At 67.5% G+C, this 15,534-nt stretch carries 17 protein-coding genes; 3 read left to right on the forward strand and 14 right to left on the reverse strand.

Going from position 1 to position 15,534, the window contains the following annotated elements:
- Positions 1-16 precede the first annotated feature (16 nt).
- Genes B043_RS0108555 through B043_RS0108595 form a run of 9 tightly spaced genes read right to left on the reverse strand, consistent with a single transcriptional unit; the run spans position 17 to position 6,834 of the window.
- Positions 17-595, reverse strand: a complete 579-nt coding sequence (locus B043_RS0108555) for a hypothetical protein (RefSeq protein WP_018461680.1) — start codon at positions 593-595, stop codon at positions 17-19.
- Between the two features lie 21 nt (positions 596-616).
- Positions 617-1,072 carry a hypothetical protein gene (locus tag B043_RS13150; RefSeq protein ID WP_026234199.1) on the reverse strand — a complete coding sequence of 152 codons (456 nt, stop codon included), beginning with the start codon at positions 1,070-1,072 and terminating at the stop codon, positions 617-619.
- Between the two features lie 34 nt (positions 1,073-1,106).
- Complete coding sequence (gene argJ / locus B043_RS0108565) at positions 1,107-2,252, reverse strand: bifunctional glutamate N-acetyltransferase/amino-acid acetyltransferase ArgJ (RefSeq protein ID WP_026234200.1); 1,146 nt, start codon at positions 2,250-2,252, stop codon at positions 1,107-1,109.
- On the reverse strand, positions 2,243-3,280 hold the full coding sequence (gene argC, locus B043_RS0108570; RefSeq protein ID WP_211207623.1) for an N-acetyl-gamma-glutamyl-phosphate reductase: 1,038 nt from the start codon (positions 3,278-3,280) through the stop codon (positions 2,243-2,245). Before argC ends, argJ begins: the two co-directional genes overlap by 10 nt.
- A 2-nt stretch (positions 3,281-3,282) precedes the next feature.
- Positions 3,283-3,801 carry a Uma2 family endonuclease gene (locus B043_RS0108575; protein ID WP_016329449.1) on the reverse strand — a complete coding sequence of 173 codons (519 nt, stop codon included), beginning with the start codon at positions 3,799-3,801 and terminating at the stop codon, positions 3,283-3,285.
- Positions 3,802-3,805: 4 nt separating this feature from the next.
- A complete protein-coding gene (argF, locus tag B043_RS0108580; RefSeq protein ID WP_018461684.1) occupies positions 3,806-4,711 on the reverse strand; it encodes an ornithine carbamoyltransferase in 906 nt (301 codons plus the stop codon).
- A gap of 47 nt (positions 4,712-4,758) precedes the next feature.
- Complete coding sequence (gene bshB1 / locus B043_RS0108585; RefSeq protein ID WP_018461685.1) at positions 4,759-5,442, reverse strand: bacillithiol biosynthesis deacetylase BshB1; 684 nt, start codon at positions 5,440-5,442, stop codon at positions 4,759-4,761.
- The gene (gene plsY, locus B043_RS0108590) at positions 5,435-6,037 is read right to left on the reverse strand and encodes a glycerol-3-phosphate 1-O-acyltransferase PlsY (RefSeq protein WP_018461686.1); all 603 of its coding nucleotides are present in this window, start codon (positions 6,035-6,037) and stop codon (positions 5,435-5,437) included. The genes bshB1 and plsY overlap by 8 nt, the downstream gene beginning before the upstream one ends.
- A gap of 20 nt (positions 6,038-6,057) precedes the next feature.
- A complete protein-coding gene (locus tag B043_RS0108595) occupies positions 6,058-6,834 on the reverse strand; it encodes an ABC transporter permease (protein ID WP_018461687.1) in 777 nt (258 codons plus the stop codon).
- 28 nt (positions 6,835-6,862) lie between these two features.
- On the opposite strand from B043_RS0108595, the gene B043_RS0108600 reads away from it, so the two are divergent.
- The 3 genes from B043_RS0108600 (at position 6,863) to B043_RS12370 (ending at position 8,973) form a co-directional block, all read left to right on the forward strand.
- Positions 6,863-7,852, forward strand: coding sequence for an ABC transporter ATP-binding protein (locus tag B043_RS0108600; protein WP_018461688.1), 990 nt, complete (start codon positions 6,863-6,865; stop codon positions 7,850-7,852).
- A complete protein-coding gene (locus B043_RS0108605; RefSeq protein ID WP_018461689.1) occupies positions 7,849-8,625 on the forward strand; it encodes an ABC transporter permease in 777 nt (258 codons plus the stop codon). Before B043_RS0108600 ends, B043_RS0108605 begins: the two co-directional genes overlap by 4 nt.
- Before the next feature lie 84 nt (positions 8,626-8,709).
- The gene (locus B043_RS12370) at positions 8,710-8,973 is read left to right on the forward strand and encodes a Uma2 family endonuclease (RefSeq protein WP_245538900.1); all 264 of its coding nucleotides are present in this window, start codon (positions 8,710-8,712) and stop codon (positions 8,971-8,973) included.
- Here B043_RS12370 and cimA read toward each other — a convergent pair.
- The 5 genes from cimA to ilvB all read right to left on the reverse strand — a co-directional run bounded on the left by cimA (position 8,951) and on the right by ilvB (position 15,431).
- A complete protein-coding gene (cimA, locus tag B043_RS0108615; RefSeq protein ID WP_018461690.1) occupies positions 8,951-10,540 on the reverse strand; it encodes a citramalate synthase in 1,590 nt (529 codons plus the stop codon). The two genes, B043_RS12370 and cimA, sit on opposite strands and share 23 nt — an antisense overlap.
- Positions 10,541-10,603: 63 nt before the next feature.
- Positions 10,604-12,166 carry a 2-isopropylmalate synthase gene (locus tag B043_RS0108620; protein ID WP_018461691.1) on the reverse strand — a complete coding sequence of 521 codons (1,563 nt, stop codon included), beginning with the start codon at positions 12,164-12,166 and terminating at the stop codon, positions 10,604-10,606.
- A 57-nt stretch (positions 12,167-12,223) separates the two neighbouring features.
- Positions 12,224-13,237, reverse strand: a complete 1,014-nt coding sequence (gene ilvC, locus B043_RS0108625; RefSeq protein WP_018461692.1) for a ketol-acid reductoisomerase — start codon at positions 13,235-13,237, stop codon at positions 12,224-12,226.
- The gene (gene ilvN, locus B043_RS0108630) at positions 13,234-13,746 is read right to left on the reverse strand and encodes an acetolactate synthase small subunit (RefSeq protein ID WP_018461693.1); all 513 of its coding nucleotides are present in this window, start codon (positions 13,744-13,746) and stop codon (positions 13,234-13,236) included. Before ilvN ends, ilvC begins: the two co-directional genes overlap by 4 nt.
- Positions 13,743-15,431 (reverse strand): biosynthetic-type acetolactate synthase large subunit, encoded by a 1,689-nt coding sequence (gene ilvB / locus B043_RS0108635; protein ID WP_018461694.1) that lies wholly within the window; start codon positions 15,429-15,431, stop codon positions 13,743-13,745. Before ilvB ends, ilvN begins: the two co-directional genes overlap by 4 nt.
- Positions 15,432-15,534 lie beyond the last annotated feature (103 nt).

A 15,534-nucleotide genomic window follows, 5' to 3' on the forward strand; every position in this document is an offset into this window, starting at 1 on the left:
GGGAAGAGTCTACCATTTAGGGAATCCTGCGCACCGTGCGGTTCCCCGCCGCGTCCACGGCGATGAGGCTGGCCCCGGCGGGGGCCTCCACCGCAAACGGCACGGAAGGGCCCTGGGGGAGGGAAAGGGGGGTGTACCGCTCCCCCACCCTCAGGACCATCCGCGCCACCCCCACGTTGTCCTCCGCCTGGCCAAAGACCCGGTAAAGGCCCCCCTCCCGCTCCACCCGCTCCACCCGGATCCTGGGTGGGGCCGCATCCAGGACCAGGGGGATGACCCGCTCCCCCCGGTTCCCCGCCCCGTCTTGGGCCTGGAGGCGCACCTCCACCTGGCCCGAAACCGGGGCCTGGAGGCGGAAGCGGAAGCGGGCAAGCTTCTTCCCCTGCTCCCCCTCCGGCAGGACCGGCTGGCCGTTCACCCACACCCCCACCACCCCCGAGGGGTCAAAGGCGTAGCCCTCCGCCTGGATGTTCCGCCCCGGGGCCACCCCGCTCCCCGCGGGCTCCACCAGGCCGATCTGGGGGGGAAGGGTGTCCGGCCGGGCGCAGGCGGAAAGAAATAGCGCAAGAAAAAGACAGAGGGGACGCCAACGCATCCCCTCCATCCTAAACCAAGGCTAGCGGAAAATCAGGCCTACGCGGCCAGCAAAATCGGGATTAAAGCCTCTCCAGTTGGCCAAATCCCCGAGGCCAATACCCACCCCCACCTGAAGCTCCCCGTAAGCGCTAAAGGGCATGCCCGGCAAGCGGTATTCCACCCCGGCCAAGCCATGGGGGAAAAGGTAAGCCCCCGTAAAGCCCATAACGGACCAAAACCCCACCCCTCCCCCCAAGCCGTAGTACCAGGCCAGGTCCACGCTCGGCCCGGCTTCCAGCTTGGTCTTGGCCAGAATCAACCCCACGTCTCCTCCAAAGCCATACCCGCTCAGACCCGCCCCTAAACGCAGATTACCCGTTTGAAGCTGAAGTCCAAGATACGTGGGCCAACCGGAATAAACACCATACCCTTCTGACTGGGCCGCGGCTAAAGACAAAACCCCAACTAAAAGAACACCTGCAAGAATCCTTTTCATCGCTTTACCTCCAAAGCCAGTATACACCCTGCAATTACGTAGTGTAAAGCGCATTAATGCGCACATACCCCTCCGTCAGGTCGCACCCCCAGGCCTCGGCCTGGAAGGGGCCTTCCTTGAGGTCCGCCTCCACCACCACCTCCTCCGCCCGCATGGCCTGGCTGGCCTTCTCCCGGTCAAAGGGCAGGGCCCCGCCCCGGTAAAGGGGGATACCCTGGAGGCGGATCTCCACCCTAAAGGGGTCAAAGCGGGCCCCGGAGTTCCCCAGGGCGGCCAGGATCCGGCCCCAGTTGGGGTCGTTCCCGTAGAGGGCGCTTTTCCAAAGGGGGCTTGCCGCCACCGCCCGGGCCGCCCGCCTGGCCTCCTCCTCCGTGGCCGCCCCATAGACGCGCACGGTCATGAGCTTGGTGGCCCCCTCCCCGTCCCGGGCGATCTTCCGGGCCAGCTCCCGGGCCACCTCCTCCAGGGCGGCGAAGAAAGGCTCCAAGGGGACCTCCCCGTAGGCCCCGTTGGCGAGGACCACGGCCAGGTCATTGGTGGAGGTGTCCCCGTCCACCGTGACCTGGTTGAAGGTGCGGTCCACGATGCCCTTCCACCTTTCCCTAAGAACCTCCTGCGGCACCCTTGCGTCCGTCACCAGGAAGGCCAGCATGGTGGCCATGTTGGGGTGGATCATCCCGCTCCCCTTGGCCACGCCCACCAGCCGCGCCCCCTCCACCTCCCTTTCCGCCACCTTCACCGCCAGGTCCGTGGTGAGGATGGCCTCGGCGAAGGGGTCGGCGAAGGGGCCGAGTTCCAGCTGGGGAAGCGCCTTTTCCACCTTCTCCACCGGCAGGGGCACGCCGATGACCCCCGTGGAGGCGGTGAGGACCTCCTCCGGGGAAAGGCCGAGCCGAAAAGCGGCAAGCTCCGCCAGGCGCTCGTCGTCCCTAAAGCCCCTTTCCCCCGTGGCGCAGTTGGCGTTCCCCGCGTTCACCACCACCGCCCTTAGAGGGCGCCCCTCCGCGTAAAGGCGGCGGCCCCGGTGAACGGAAGGGGCGGCGGCCCGGTTCTGGGTGGCCGCGTAGGCCCATAGAGCGGGAAGCCCCGAGGCGAGAAGGGCAAGGTCCGGTTTCCCTGAGGGCTTGATCCCCGCCCGCACCGCCCCCATGCGGAATCCTCTCGGCAGCGTTACGGCCATAGCCCCTCCTTGGGCAGGGCGGTGTCCTCGGGAAAGCCCAGCATGAGGTTCAGGTTCTGCACCGCCTGCCCCGCCATGCCCTTCACCAGGTTGTCCAGGGCGGCGAAGACCAGGACCCGCCCCGTGCGCCCCTCGTAAAGGGGCTTCAGGTCCGCCCGGTTGGAGCCCAGGGTGCCCTTGGTCTGGGGGAGGTCCTCCAGAACCCGCACGAAAGGCTCCCCCGCGTAGAAGCCCCGGTAGAGGGCGTCCAGCTTGCCTTGGTCCCAGGCCCCTTCCACCTCCGCCTCCGCCGTGACCAGGATCCCCCGGGTCATGGGCACCAGGTGGGGGGTGAAGGAAAGGCGCACCTCCCCCCTCGCCCCGTGGGTGCGGGGGGTGCGGCCTTGGGCCAGGAGGCGGCCCAGGTTCAGCTCCATCTCGGGGATGTGCCGGTGGGTGCCCCCCACCTTGTAGGGCTTCAGGTTCTCGTTCACCTCCGCAAAGAAGGTCCCCTCCCCTTCCCGGCCCGCCCCCGAGACCCCGCTTAGGCCCACCACGAAGGCCCCCTTCAGAACCCCTTCCGCCGCCAGGGGGGCCAGGGCCAGGGTGGCCGCGGTCACGTAGCAGCCAGGGTTGGCCACCAGCCTGGCCTCCCTAAGCTCCGCCCGGTGGAGCTCGGGAAGGCCGTAGACCGCCTCCTGGTAAAGCCCCGGGCTCTTGTGGGGGATGCCGTACCAGGCCTCGTAGACCTCCGGGGGCAGGCGGAAGTCCCCGGAGAGGTCAATGGCCCGCTTGCCCGCCCTAAGGATTTCGGGCACCAGCCCCATGGCAAGCCCGTTGGGCAGGGCCAGGAAGACCACCTCCGCGCGCCCCACCACCTCTTCCTGGGGAAGGAAAAGGCGCTCGTCCCAAAGCTGGGGCCAGGCGGCGGAAAGGGGCTTCCCCTCGTATTTCCGGCTGGAAAAGCCCACCAGCTCCACCCCGGGGTGGCCTTGGAGGAGGCGGAGGAGCTCCGCCCCCCCGTACCCCGAGGCCCCCAGAATCCCCACCCTCACCATGGGATCTCCAGAAGGGTTTCGGGGAAGGCCAGGGGGGCCACCCTTTCCCCAGGGCTAAGCCAAAGCTGCTCGCGGTAGTGGTCGCCCTGGGGACCGCGGAAGGCCAAAAGGCGATATCCGGGCAAATCCACCACCCAAACCTCGGGTATCCCCGCCTGGGCGTAAAGGGGAAGCTTCCGCCCCAGGTCGTAGTCCAGGGTGGATTCGGAGAGCTCCACCAGGAGAAGGACATCCTCCGGGTTAGGAAGCCTTTCCGCGTAAGGACCCGGCCGTAATAGCAAAAGGTCAGGCTCCAGATAGGTGTCCGGAGGGATGAGCAAGGGACCTTGCGGCTGAACAATGGCTTGGGGGAAGCGTTCCACAAAAAGCCGGTTAAGGCGGTTTAAAAGGTAAGCGTGCTTGGGTCCAATGGGCGCCATCTGGTATAGCTCCCCTTTGAGGAGCTCCACCCCCCTTTCGGGAAGGGGGAGCTTGAAGAACTCCTCCAGGCTAAAGCGGTAGGGCCGGACCATACCCCTACTTTAGCAGGGCGAGGAGGACGGCCTTGGCGGTGTGAAGGCGGTTTTCCGCCTGGTCGAAGACCCGGCTTCTCTGGCCGTATACCGCCTCCTCCGTGGTCTCCTCCCCATAGTGGGCGGGGAGGCAGTGGAGGAAGATCCCCTCGGGGGCGAGGAGAGCAAGGAGGTCCCCGTTCACCTGGAAGCCCCGGAAGTCCTTAAGGCGCTTTTCCCGCTCCGCCTCCTGGCCCATGCTGGTCCAGACGTCGGTGTAGAGGGCGTGGGCTTGGAAGGCGGCCTCCTTAGGGTCGTGGGTGAGGAAGGCCCCGGCGCGCCTGAGGAGCTCAGGGTCCGGCTCGTAGCCCTTGGGGGTGGCGACCCGCACCCTTAGCCCCACCAGGGGGGCCACCTCCAGGAGGGAGTTCAGGACGTTGTTCCCATCCCCCACCCAGGCCACCTCGAGGCCCCTTAGCCCCCCAAAGGCCTCCTTCAGGGTGAGGAGGTCCGCCAGGGCCTGTAAGGGGTGGGCCCGGTCGGAGAGGGCGTTCACCACGGGGATGCGGGCGTGGCGGGCAAGCTCCTCCACCGTGGCGTGGGCGTAGACCCGGGCGGCGATGCCCTCCACGAAGCGCTCCAGGTTCTTGGCGATGTCCCTTACCGGCTCCCGCTCCCCAATGCCCACCTGCTTCTGGTCCAGGTAGACCGCGTGCCCCCCCAGGTGGGCCATGGCCACCTCCAAGGTGGTGCGGGTGCGCAAGGAGGGCTTCTCAAAGAGGAGGGCCAGGGTCTTGCCCTTCAGGTCCTCCCCCCGGTAGCGGGTGGCCTTGAGCTCCTCCGCCAGGGCCAGGAGGTTCTGGATGGCCTCGAGGCCGTAGCCTCTGAAGTCCAACAGGTCCTTGGGTAAGGTCAGGGCGTCTCCCCCCATGAGGCTTATAGCATACCGCCTCCTTGCAAACTTATGCAAGGGTGCCCCTACGCCCGGCTCCAGGGGACGTAGAGCACAGGCACGGGGCTCACGAAGGGCTCCGCATAGTCCACCCCCAGGTAGTTGCCCCAGTAGCGGCGCAGGGCCTTCCTGGCCTCCACCCCCTTAGGCCCCACGGTCTCGCTCGCCGCCTCCCCGGAAAACTGGCTCCGGTAGGCCAAAACCGCCTGCTCCCAACGGTCTATGAAGGCGGAGATCTTCACCAGAAAGCTCGGGGTGAAGGGGTGGTTTCCGGGGTAAAAGAAAAGCCGCTCCACCCGGTGGGGCGCGCCCTCCAGGGGGGCCTTGGGGAGGGCCGAAAGGTGGACCGCGGCCACGGAGAGGCGGCTTGCCGCGGTGTGGTCGGGGTGGCGGTCGGCCTCGAGGGGGGCAAAGACGATGCGGGGCCTGAGCCGCCTTAGGGCCCCCGCCAGGGCCAGGCGCTCCTCAGGGCCATCCCTCAGGCCCCCATCGGGAAGGCCCAGGTTCCCCCGGAAGTCCAGGCCCAGGATGCGGCTCGCCGCCTCCACCTCCTTGGCCCTTTCCTCCGGGGTGCCCTTGGTGCCCATCTCCCCCCGGGTGAGGTCCAGGATCCCTGTGGAAAGCCCCTCGGCCTTGGCCCGGGCCAGGGTGCCCCCGCAGCCCAGCTCCCCGTCGTCGGGGTGGGGGGCGATCACCAAGAGGTCAAGCACCCTTCACCTCCACCTTCTCCCCAAGCCGCCTTTCCGTGCCTTTCTGAAGCCTTTTCAGGTTCTCCCGGTGGGTCCAGAAGATGAGGACGGCCATGAGGAAGACCGTAACCACCTCCCAAAAGGGACGGCCCAGGGCCAGGGCCAGGACGGAAGCCGCCACCCCCCCAGCCATGCTCCCCGCGGACACGTAGCGGGTGATGAGCATCACGCTCACCCCGATGGGGAAGGTCCAAAGGGCCAGAACCGGGTCCAGGAAGAGCAGGGTGCCGAAGCTGGTGGCCACCCCCTTCCCTCCCCTAAACCCCAGGAAGAGGGAGTAGTTGTGCCCCAGCACCGCGGCCAGGGCCACCCCTCCGAGAAGCCAGCCCTCCACCCCCACCGCCCGGGCGATGAGCACGGCAAGCCCCCCCTTGAACACGTCAAAGAAGGCCACCACCAAAGCGGGGCCCGGACCCAGGGTGCGGAGGACGTTGGTGGCCCCGATGTTGCCGGAACCCACCTTCTGGATATCCACCCCGTAGGTGCGGGCCACCAGGACCCCTGCGGGGACGGAGCCAAAGAGGTAGGAAAGAAGGAGGACGAGGAACACCTCCATGCCCCCATCCTACGGGAAACCTAGCTGCTCGCCGAAGCGTAGCTCCTCAAGGCGAAGCGGAAAAAGGCCCGGGCAAGGAGGAAGAGGAAAAGGGCTAAGGCCAAGGCCAAAAGAAGAGGAGCCTCCCCCCGGCCCAGGGCCACCTCCGCGGGCACGGTGGTGAGGAAGGCCACGGGCACCACAAAGGTGAAGAAGACCCGGTAAAGGGCGGGGTAGGCCCCCACGGGAAAGCGGCCCGCCTCCAGGAGGCCCCTCAAGACCTCGGTGGCGTTGTAGATCTTCACGAACCAGATCCCCGTGGTGGCCAGCATGAACCAGAGGCTGTAGAGGATGAGGCCCCCAAGAAACCAGAAGAGGGCGAAGAGGGCGTAGTCCGGGAATCCAAGCCCAAGCCGCCCCCCGGCCCAAAGGAGGAGCCCCACCCCGAGGAGGACATCCCCTAGCCCCCAAGGGGAAAACTCCCGCAGGGAAAGCCAGAACTGGGGGTCTATGGGCTTCAGGAGGACGAAGTCCAGGGTGCCCCGCTGCACGTGCTCCACGATCTTGTTGAGGTTCGGGGCCAGGAGGACGCTCGCAAGGCCCTGGAGGAGGGTGAAGGCGGCCATGACCAAAAGGGCCTCCTCCAGCCGCCACCCCCCCGGCCGGTACCCCCCCTGGTAGAGGAGGAGGAGGCCGAAGAGGCTCCCAAGAAGGGTGAGGGCCGAGGAGAGGAGGCCTAAGAGGAAGTTCACCCGGTACTCCATCTCCGCGGCCAGGCTCAGGCGGAGGAAAAGGCGAAGCACCCTTAGGTAGCGCATACCCCCTCTAGCTTAGACTGGAAAGGTCATGGAGGCCGTCGTCCTTGCGGAAGACCTCACCAAGCACTACCGGGTGGCCCTCAAAGAGGAAGGCCTCCTGAGCACCCTGCGCCACTTCCTCTTCCGCCGCTACCGGGAGGTGCGGGCGGTGGAAGGGGTGAGCTTCCGGATCGCCCCCGGGGAGAGGGTGGGCTTCCTGGGGCCCAACGGGGCGGGCAAGACCACCACCTTGAAGATGCTGACGGGCCTCGTCCACCCCACCCGGGGAAAGGCCCTGGTGGCGGGGCACGTGCCCTGGCGGCGGGAGAAGGCCTTTCTCAAGAAAATCACCCTGGTCATGGGGAACAAGCAGCAACTTATTTGGGACCTCCCCGCCCTGGACTCCTTCCGCCTGAACGCCGCCATCTACGAGATCCCCGAGGGGGAGTTTAGGAGGCGGGTGGGGGAGCTTTCCGAGATGCTCGGGCTTACGGGAAAACTCCACCAGCCGGTGCGCAAGCTCTCCCTGGGGGAGAGGATGAAGGCGGAGCTTCTGGCCGCCCTCCTCCACCGCCCGGAGGTCCTCTTCCTGGACGAGCCCACCCTGGGCCTGGACGTGAACGCCCAGGTGGCGGTGCGGGAGTTCCTAAAGGCCTACAACGAACGCTACGGGGCCACCCTCCTCCTCACCAGCCACTACATGGCGGACATCAGCGCCCTGTGCGAACGGGTCCTGGTCATCCACCGGGGGCGCCTCCTCTACGACGGGGCCCTGGAGGGCCTCCTGGAGCGCTTCGCCCCCTACCGGGAGGTGGGGCTCGTCCTGGCAAGGCCCCTCCCCAAGGAGGCCCTCCTCCCCTTTGGGGAGGTGCGGGAGCTTGCGGGCCAGGAGGCCAAGCTCCTCGTCCCCCGGGAGCGGCTTACGGAGCGGGTGGCGGAGATCCTGAGGCGGCTTCCCGTGGAGGACCTCGAGGTCCGCGAACCCCCTTTGGAGGAGGTCATCGCCCGGGTGTTCCAAAAGGCGGAGGTGGGCCCGTGAGGAAGGCCAAGACCCTCCTCCAGGTCTACCTGGCCTACATGCTGGAGTACCGGGCGGAGCTGGTGCTCTGGGCCCTCGCCGGGGTCCTCCCCCTCATCCTCATGGGGGTCTGGATGGAGGCGGCGGAAGGAGGGGGCTTCCCCTTGACCTCGGGGGAGTTCGCCCGCTACTTCCTCATGACCTACCTGGTGCGCCAGCTCACCGTGGTCTGGGTGGTGTGGGAGTTTGAGCGGGACGTGGTGGAGGGGAGGCTTTCGTTCCGCCTCCTGAAGCCCCTAGACCCCTTCTTTGAGCACCTGGCGGCCCACGTGGCGGAAAGGCTCGCCCGGCTCCCCTTCGTCCTCCTCCTCATAGGGGTCTTCTTCCTCCTCTTCCCCGAGGCCCGCTTCGTCCCCGCCTGGGATGACCTCTTCCTGGGCCTCCTCCTCACGGCCCTGGCCTTCCTCCTCCGCTACCTCATGCAGTACACCACCGCCCTCCTCACCTTCTGGAGCGAGCGGGCCAGCGCCCTGGAGGAGGTCTTCTTCCTCCTCTACCTCTTCCTTTCGGGCACCATCGCCCCCCTGGAGGTCTTCCCGGAGACCGTGCGCGCCCTCGCCCTCCTCACCCCCTTCCCCTACCTGGTCTACCTCCCCGCGGCCACCCTGGCGGGGCAGGAGGTGGCGCTTTGGCCGGGGGTGGGGGTGGTGCTCCTCTGGGGGGGGTTCTTCCTCCTCCTCTCCCGCCTCCTCTGGCGGCTCGGCCTCAGGCGCTACTCGGGCATGGGGGCATAATGGAGGCGTGGCCACCCGCTACCGCTTCCGCGTGGAGGAGTACGAGCGAGCCTTCCGGGGGGTGCCCCGCGTGGAGCCTACCAGATGAGCCCTCTGGGTCCAAAGCACTTCCTCATGGTCCTGCACCTGGACCATAGGCTCAAGGAGGCCCTAGGGGGAAAGGCCCTGGTGGCGGTCCAGTCCCCTTTGCGCCTTTCGGAAGACTCCGAACCCGAGCCCGACCTCATGGTCCTGAAGGGCCCCCTGGAGCGCTACGGGGAAAGGCTCCCCACCCCGGAGTTCTATACCCCGGAGGAGCCGGTAAGCCCCCTGGCCTTCCCCGGGGCTAGCCTCCCCTGGAGCCCGTAAGGGCCCGCTCCAGAAGGGGCTTGAGAAGAGCGTAGGCGTAGCCGTCGGTGAGGGCCTTCAAGGAGGCCTCGAGGATGTTCTCGCTGGCCCCCACGGTGGCGAAGCGCTCCTCCCCCCTTCGCATCTCCACCAGGACCCGCACCCCGCTGTTCGTGCCCGCCTCCTGGCCCGAGAGGATGCGCACCTTGTAGTCCGCAAGCTCCACGTCCGCAAGCTCGGGGTAGAAGCCCAGGATGGCCTTGCGGAAGGCCCGGTCCAGGGCGGAAACGGGGCCATAGGGGCTTTCCGCCGCGGTGTGCTCCAGGCTCTCCCCCACCCGGACCCGCACCGTGGCCTCGGCCCAGGCGGTGGAAAGGCCACTCCCGTGCACGAAGACGGAAAACCCCTCCACCTGGAAGGGCAGGCCTCCCCCCTTCATGCGGTGGGCCAGGAGGTAGAAGCTGGCCTCCGCCCCCTCAAAGGCGTAGCCCTCGTACTCCAGGGCCTTGACCTCCTCAAGGAGCCGCTTCGCCTCCTCCTTGGAGAGGTCCACCCCCACCTCCTGGAGCTTGGCCAGGAGGTTGGAGCGCCCCGAGACGTCGGAGACCAGAAAGCGGCGGCTATTGCCCACCCACTCGGGGGGAATGTGCTCGTAGGTGCGGGGGTTCTTGAGCACGGCGGAGACGTGCACCCCCGCCTTGTGGGCGAAGGCCGCCTCCCCCACGTAGGGGGCGCGGCGGTTCGGGGTGAGGTTGGCCCGTTCGTCCACGAAGTGGGCGAGCTCCTTGAGCCCCCGAAGCCTTTCCGGAGGGATGGCGGGGATGCCGTACTTGAAGACCAGGGTGGGGAGGAAGGAGGTGAGGTTCAGGTTGCCGCACCGCTCCCCGTAGCCGTTAATCGTGCCCTGGGCGTGGGTGGCCCCGGCCCGGACCGCGGCCAGGGCGTTGGCCACGGCGAGCTCCGCGTCGTTGTGGGGGTGGATGCCGATCCTCACCCCGGGGAAGCGCTCCACCACGGTCTTGGTGATGGCGTAGACCTCCTCGGGGAGGGAGCCGCCGTTGGTGTCGCAGAGGACCAGGGTGTCCGCACCCCCCTCCAGGGCCGCCTCCAGGGTGGCGAGGGCGTAGCCGGGGTCCTCCTTGTACCCGTCAAAGAAGTGCTCCGCGTCGTACACCACCCGCCGGCCCCTCTTTGCAAAGAAGGCCACGGTGTCCCGGATCATGGCCAGGTTCTCCTCCAGGGTGGTCTCCAGGGCCTCGAGGACGTGCAGGGTCCAGCTCTTGCCGAAGAGGACCACCACCGGGGTCTCCGCCTCCAGAAGGGCCAGGACGGAAGGGTCCTCCTCGGGGAGGAGGCCCTTCTTTCGGGTGGCCCCGAAGGCCGCAAGCCGGGCTTCCCCCAGGTCCACCCCCTTCATGCGGGCGAAGAACTCCGCGTCCTTGGGGTTGGAGCCGGGCCACCCCCCCTCAATCAAGTGGACGCCGAAGGCGGCAAGCCTCCTGGCGATGGCCACCTTGTCGTCCACGGAGAGGCTCACCCCCTCCCCTTGGGTCCCGTCCCGTAAGGTGGTGTCTAGGATCTCCACCATGCCGCTTTTCTCCTATTCCGGGCTCCCAAGTACCCCACCCAAGCTTGCGCTTCGGTGGGGTGCTTAGACCCCGCGGTGGACCTCCTCTATGGAAGGCGGGTGGCGCATGGCCCGGCCCGAGGCCAGCTTCCCCGCGGCGTCCAGGAAGGCCCGGGCACTGGCCTCGATGATGTCCGGGGAAACCCCCACCCCCACCGCCTGGAGCTCCCCCAGGCGCAGGCGCACCGTCACCTGGCCCAGGGCCTCGGTGCTTCCCGTAATGGCCTCCACCCGGTAAAGCTCCAGCTCCGGCCTAAGCCCGATGGCCTCCTCCAAAGCCTTGTACACCGCGTCCACCGGCCCGTCCCCGGTGTGGGTGGCCACCTTCTCCCCGCCTGGGGTCTTCACCTTCACCGTGGCCGTGGGCAGGAGGCCGGAGCCGGAGAAGAACTGGACGTGCTGGAGCTCAAAGAAGGTGGAGGTGGGCTCGCGCTCGCTCTCCACCAGGGCCTGGAGCTCCTCCGCGGAAAGGGGGCCCTTCTTCTCCGCGATCTCCTTGAAGCGGGCGAAGAGGACCTTGAGCTGCTCCTCCGTGAGGTCCTTGTAGCCCAGATCCTCCAGGGCCTTCTTGAAAGCCGCCCGGCCGGAGTGCTTGCCGAGCACCAATACCGCGGGGCGGCGGCCGATGAGCTCCGCGTCCATGATCTCGTAGGTGCCCCGGTGCTTCAAAACCCCGTCCTGGTGGATGCCGGACTCGTGGGCGAAGGCGTTGTCCCCCACGATGGCCTTGTTGGGGGGCACGGGCATGCCGGTGTAGCGCTCCACCAGGCGGGAGACGCGGTAGATCTCCCGGGTGTTCACCTTGGTGTAGGCCTTGTAGAAGTCCCGGCGCACGTAAAGGGCCATGACCACCTCCTCCAGGGCGGTGTTCCCGGCCCGTTCCCCGATCCCGTTGATGGTGCACTCCACCTGCCCGGCCCCGTTCTCCACGCCCGCCAGGGCGTTGGCCGTGGCCATGCCCAGGTCGTCGTGGGTGTGGGTGGAGATGATCACGTCCCGCCCCCGCACCACCTCGTCCCGGATCCTGCGGATCAGGGCCCCGTACTCCTGGGGCGTGCCGTAGCCCGTGGTGTCGGGGATGTTGATGGTGGTGGCCCCGGCCTCAATGGCCACCTCGTAAAGCCGCTTGACGAACTCCCAGTCCGCCCGCATCACGTCCTGGGCGGAGAACTCCACGTCGTCCACGTACCTCCTGGCGTAGCGGACCATTCTATCCGCCATCTCCAGGACCTCCTCCTCCGTCTTCCTCAGCATGTACTGCAGGTGGACCTTGGAGGCGGAGGTGAAGACGTGGATCCTGGGCTTCTCCGCCTTCTCCAGGGCCTTGGCCGCCTGGTCAATGTCCAGGGTGTGGGTGCGGGCGAGGGCGGCGATGATGGGGCCCTTGACCTCGGTGGCGATGCGGCGCACCGCCTCAAACTCCATGGGCCCCGATACGGGGAAGCCCGCCTCAATGATGTCCACGTTGAGCCGGGCGAGGGCCTGGGCGATCTCCAGCTTCTGGTCCAAGGAGAGGGCCACCCCTGGGCTTTGCTCCCCGTCCCTGAGCGTGGTGTCAAAAATCCGGATGTGCCGTTCCTTTTCCATCTTCCTTCACCTCCCTAAACGCGCACAGGGGCCACCGAAGGGGCCCCGTCCAAGCCCTTAGCCTACCTCCTCCAGTACCCTGGCCTTGAGGAAGGGCATCATGGCGCGAAGCCTCGAGCCCACCTCCTCAATGGGGTGGGCCGCCCAGCGCTTGCGGTTGGCCTCCAAGACGGGGCTTCCCACCTGGTTCTCCAGCATCCACTCCCGGGCGAACTCCCCCGTCTGGATCTGGCGCAGGATCTCCCGCATGCGGCGCTTGGTCTCCTCCAGGGGCACGGCGAGGTCGCCCCGGGTGTAGTCCCCGTACTCGGCGGTGTTGGAGATGGAGTAGCGCATCCCCTTAAGCCCCGCCTCGTAGATGAGGTCCACGATGAGCTTCACCTCGTGGACGGTCTCAAAGTAGGCCATCTCCGGGGGGTAGCCCGCCTCCACCAGGGTCTCAAACCCCGCCCGGATGAGCCGGGTAAGCCCCCCGCAAAGCACCGCCTGCTCCCCGAAGAGGTCCGTCTCCGTCTCGTCCTTGAAGGTGGTGGCGATGACCCCGGCCCGGGCCGCCCCGATGGCCTTGGCGTAGGCGAGGGCGGTGGGGAAGGCGCTTCCCGAGGCGTCCTGGTGCACGGCCACGAGGGCCGGGACCCCGCTTCCCTTCTGGTACTCCGAGCGCACCAGGTGGCCCGGGCCCTTGGGGGCCACCATCCAGACGTCCAGGTCCTTGCGGGGTTTGATCTGGCCGAAGTGGACGTTGAAGCCGTGGGCGAAGGCCAGGGCCCCGCCCTCCTTGAGGTTGGGCTCCACCTCCTCCCGGTAGACCTGGGCCTGCTTCTCGTCGGGGAGGAGGACCATGACGACGTCGGCCTCCCGCACCGCCTCGGCCACGGGGAGGACCCTAAGCCCTGCGGCCTCCGCCTTCTCCCAGCTCCTAGACCCTTTGCGCAGGCCCACGCGCACGTCCACCCCCGAGTCCTTGAGGTTCAGGGCGTGGGCGTGCCCCTGGGAGCCGAAGCCCAAGACCGCCACCTTCTTGCCCAGGATGAAGCCAAGGTCCGCGTCGTGCTCGTAGTAGATCTTCATACCGCCTCCTTCTTCTCCCGCACCTTCAAGACCCGGTCTCCCCGGCTCATGGCCACCGCGCCGGTGCGCATGACCTCGAGGATCCCGTAGGGTCTCAAGGCCTCAATAAAGGAGTTGACCTTCTGGGTGTCCCCGGTGAGCTCCAGGATGAGGCTCTTCTGGGCCACGTCCACCACCCTCGCCCGGAAGGCCTCCTGGATGTCCTTGACGGCGAGGCGCTCCTCGAGGCCCGCCACGTGGACCTTCACCAGGCAGAGCTCCCGCTCCACGTGGGGCTCGGTGTGGTCCGTGACCTTGAGGACCTCCACGAGCCGGTTGAGCTGCTTCTCCACCTGCTCCAGGGTGCGGTCGTCCCCGGAGACCACGAGGCAGATCCGGGAAAGCCCCGGCAGGTGGGTGGTGCCCACGGCGAGGCTTTCCAGGTTGAAGCCGCGCCTTGCGAAAAGGCCCGTGATGCGGTTCAAGACCCTGGGGTGGTCCTGCACCAAAACGGAGATGACGTGCCTCACGCCCCCACCTCCTCCTTCTCCTCGGGAGGCTCAATGATCATGTCCTCGGCCGCGCCCCCGGCGGGGATCATGGGGAAGACCCCCTCCTCGTGGTAGACCTTGAACTCGGCCACCACGGGGCCGTCGGCGTTCAGGACGGCCTCCACCCCCTTCATGAGGTCCTCCTTCCGCTCCACCCTCACCCCCTTGATCCCGTAGGCCTCGGCGAGGCGGGCGAAGTCGGGGTTGGAGTCCGCCAGATAGACCTCGCTGTAGCGCTTGGCGTGGAAGAGGTCCTGCCACTGGCGCACCATGCCCAGGTAGCCGTTGTTCAGGATGACGACCTTCACGTCCAGCTTGTACTTCACCACCGTGGCCAGCTCCTGCAGGGTCATCTGGAAGGAGCCGTCTCCGTCAAAGTCAATGACGAGCTCCTCGGGGCGGGCGATCTTGGCCCCGATGGCGAAGGGAAGCCCCACCCCCATGGTGCCGAGGCCCCCGCTGGTGAGGAAGCTCCTGGGCCTGGTCACGGGGAAGAACTGGGCGGCGAACATCTGGTGCTGCCCCACCCCCGTGGTGACGATGGCGTTTCCTCCCGTGGCCTCGTGGAAGGCCCGGATCACCTCCTGGCTTTGCAGGTGGGGCTTGGGCTTGTAGCGCAAGGGGTAGCGGGTGCGCCAGTCCTCCAGCTCCCGCCACCAGGCGGCAAGCCTCAAGGCCTTCGCCCCCTTGAGGAGCTCCTTGAGGACGAGCCTCGAGTCCCCCACGATGGGGATGTGGGTGCGCACCACTTTGCCGATCTCGGCGGGGTCTATGTCCACGTGGATGATGGTGTGGGCGTGGGGCGCGAAACGGGAGACCTTGCCCGTGACCCGGTCGTCAAAGCGGAGGCCGATGGCGAGGATCACGTCCGCGTGGTGGATGGCCCGGTTAGCGGCCACGGTGCCGTGCATCCCCGGCATCCCGAGCCACAAGGGGTGGTTCCCGGGAAAGGCCCCGAGGCCCATGAGGGTGGTGATCACGGGAAGCCCCGTCTTCTCGGCGAAGGCGAGGAGCTCGGCGTGGGCGTGCTGCGCCCCACCTCCCACCATGAGGACGGGGCGCTCCGCCTTCTCCAGGGCGTCCAGGGCCCTTTCAATCTGCTTGGGGTGCCCCTTCAGGGTGGGCTTGTACCCGGGGAGGTCCAGCTTCACGTCAAAGCTCCCCGTGAACTCCGCAAGCTGCACGTCCTTGGGGATGTCAATGAGCACGGGGCCGGGGCGGCCGGTGGCGGCGATGTGGAAGGCCTCCTTCACCACCCGGGGGATCTCGTTCACGTCCTGGACCAGGTAGTTGTGCTTGGTGATGGGCATGGTGACCCCGGTGACGTCCGCCTCCTGGAAGGCGTCGGTGCCGATGAGGGCCCGGGGGACGTTCCCGGTGATGGCCACCACCGGGGTGGAGTCCATCATGGCGTCCGCGAGGCCCGTGACCAGGTTCAGGGCCCCGGGGCCCGAGGTGGCCATGACCACCCCCACCCGGCCCGAGGCGCGGGCGTAGGCGGTGGCCGCGTGGACCCCGCCCTGCTCGTGCCGCACCAGGATGTGGCGGATGGGGCTATCGTAGAGGGCGTCGTAGGTGGGCATGATCGCCCCGCCCGGGTGGCCGAAGATCACCTCCACCCCTTCCCGCTCCAGCGCCCTTAAAAGTGCCTCCGCTCCCTTCATGGACCCCTCCTTAAACTTGAAACCCCCCGGTTGGCCCGGGGGGTTATGGGATGCGCCCTAAAGCGCTACGCCCTACCCCCCGCTGGCCCTACGATTAGGACCA

The sequence above is a fragment of the Thermus oshimai DSM 12092 genome, assembly GCF_000373145.1.
Taxonomy (GTDB): domain Bacteria; phylum Deinococcota; class Deinococci; order Deinococcales; family Thermaceae; genus Thermus; species Thermus oshimai.

Coding starts and splice junctions, on each gene's coding strand:
- B043_RS0108555 (WP_018461680.1), bottom strand. CDS start 595: ATGCGTTGGCGTCCCCTCTGTCTTTTTCTTGCGCTATTTCTTTCCGCC.
- B043_RS13150 (WP_026234199.1), bottom strand. CDS start 1,072: ATGAAAAGGATTCTTGCAGGTGTTCTTTTAGTTGGGGTTTTGTCTTTA.
- argJ (WP_026234200.1), bottom strand. CDS start 2,252: ATGGCCGTAACGCTGCCGAGAGGATTCCGCATGGGGGCGGTGCGGGCG.
- B043_RS0108575 (WP_016329449.1), bottom strand. CDS start 3,801: ATGGTCCGGCCCTACCGCTTTAGCCTGGAGGAGTTCTTCAAGCTCCCC.
- argF (WP_018461684.1), bottom strand. CDS start 4,711: ATGGGGGGAGACGCCCTGACCTTACCCAAGGACCTGTTGGACTTCAGA.
- plsY (WP_018461686.1), bottom strand. CDS start 6,037: ATGGAGGTGTTCCTCGTCCTCCTTCTTTCCTACCTCTTTGGCTCCGTC.
- B043_RS0108595 (WP_018461687.1), bottom strand. CDS start 6,834: ATGCGCTACCTAAGGGTGCTTCGCCTTTTCCTCCGCCTGAGCCTGGCC.
- B043_RS0108600 (WP_018461688.1), top strand. CDS start 6,863: ATGGAGGCCGTCGTCCTTGCGGAAGACCTCACCAAGCACTACCGGGTG.
- B043_RS12370 (WP_245538900.1), top strand. CDS start 8,710: ATGAGCCCTCTGGGTCCAAAGCACTTCCTCATGGTCCTGCACCTGGAC.
- cimA (WP_018461690.1), bottom strand. CDS start 10,540: ATGGTGGAGATCCTAGACACCACCTTACGGGACGGGACCCAAGGGGAG.
- B043_RS0108620 (WP_018461691.1), bottom strand. CDS start 12,166: ATGGAAAAGGAACGGCACATCCGGATTTTTGACACCACGCTCAGGGAC.
- ilvC (WP_018461692.1), bottom strand. CDS start 13,237: ATGAAGATCTACTACGAGCACGACGCGGACCTTGGCTTCATCCTGGGC.
- ilvB (WP_018461694.1), bottom strand. CDS start 15,431: ATGAAGGGAGCGGAGGCACTTTTAAGGGCGCTGGAGCGGGAAGGGGTG.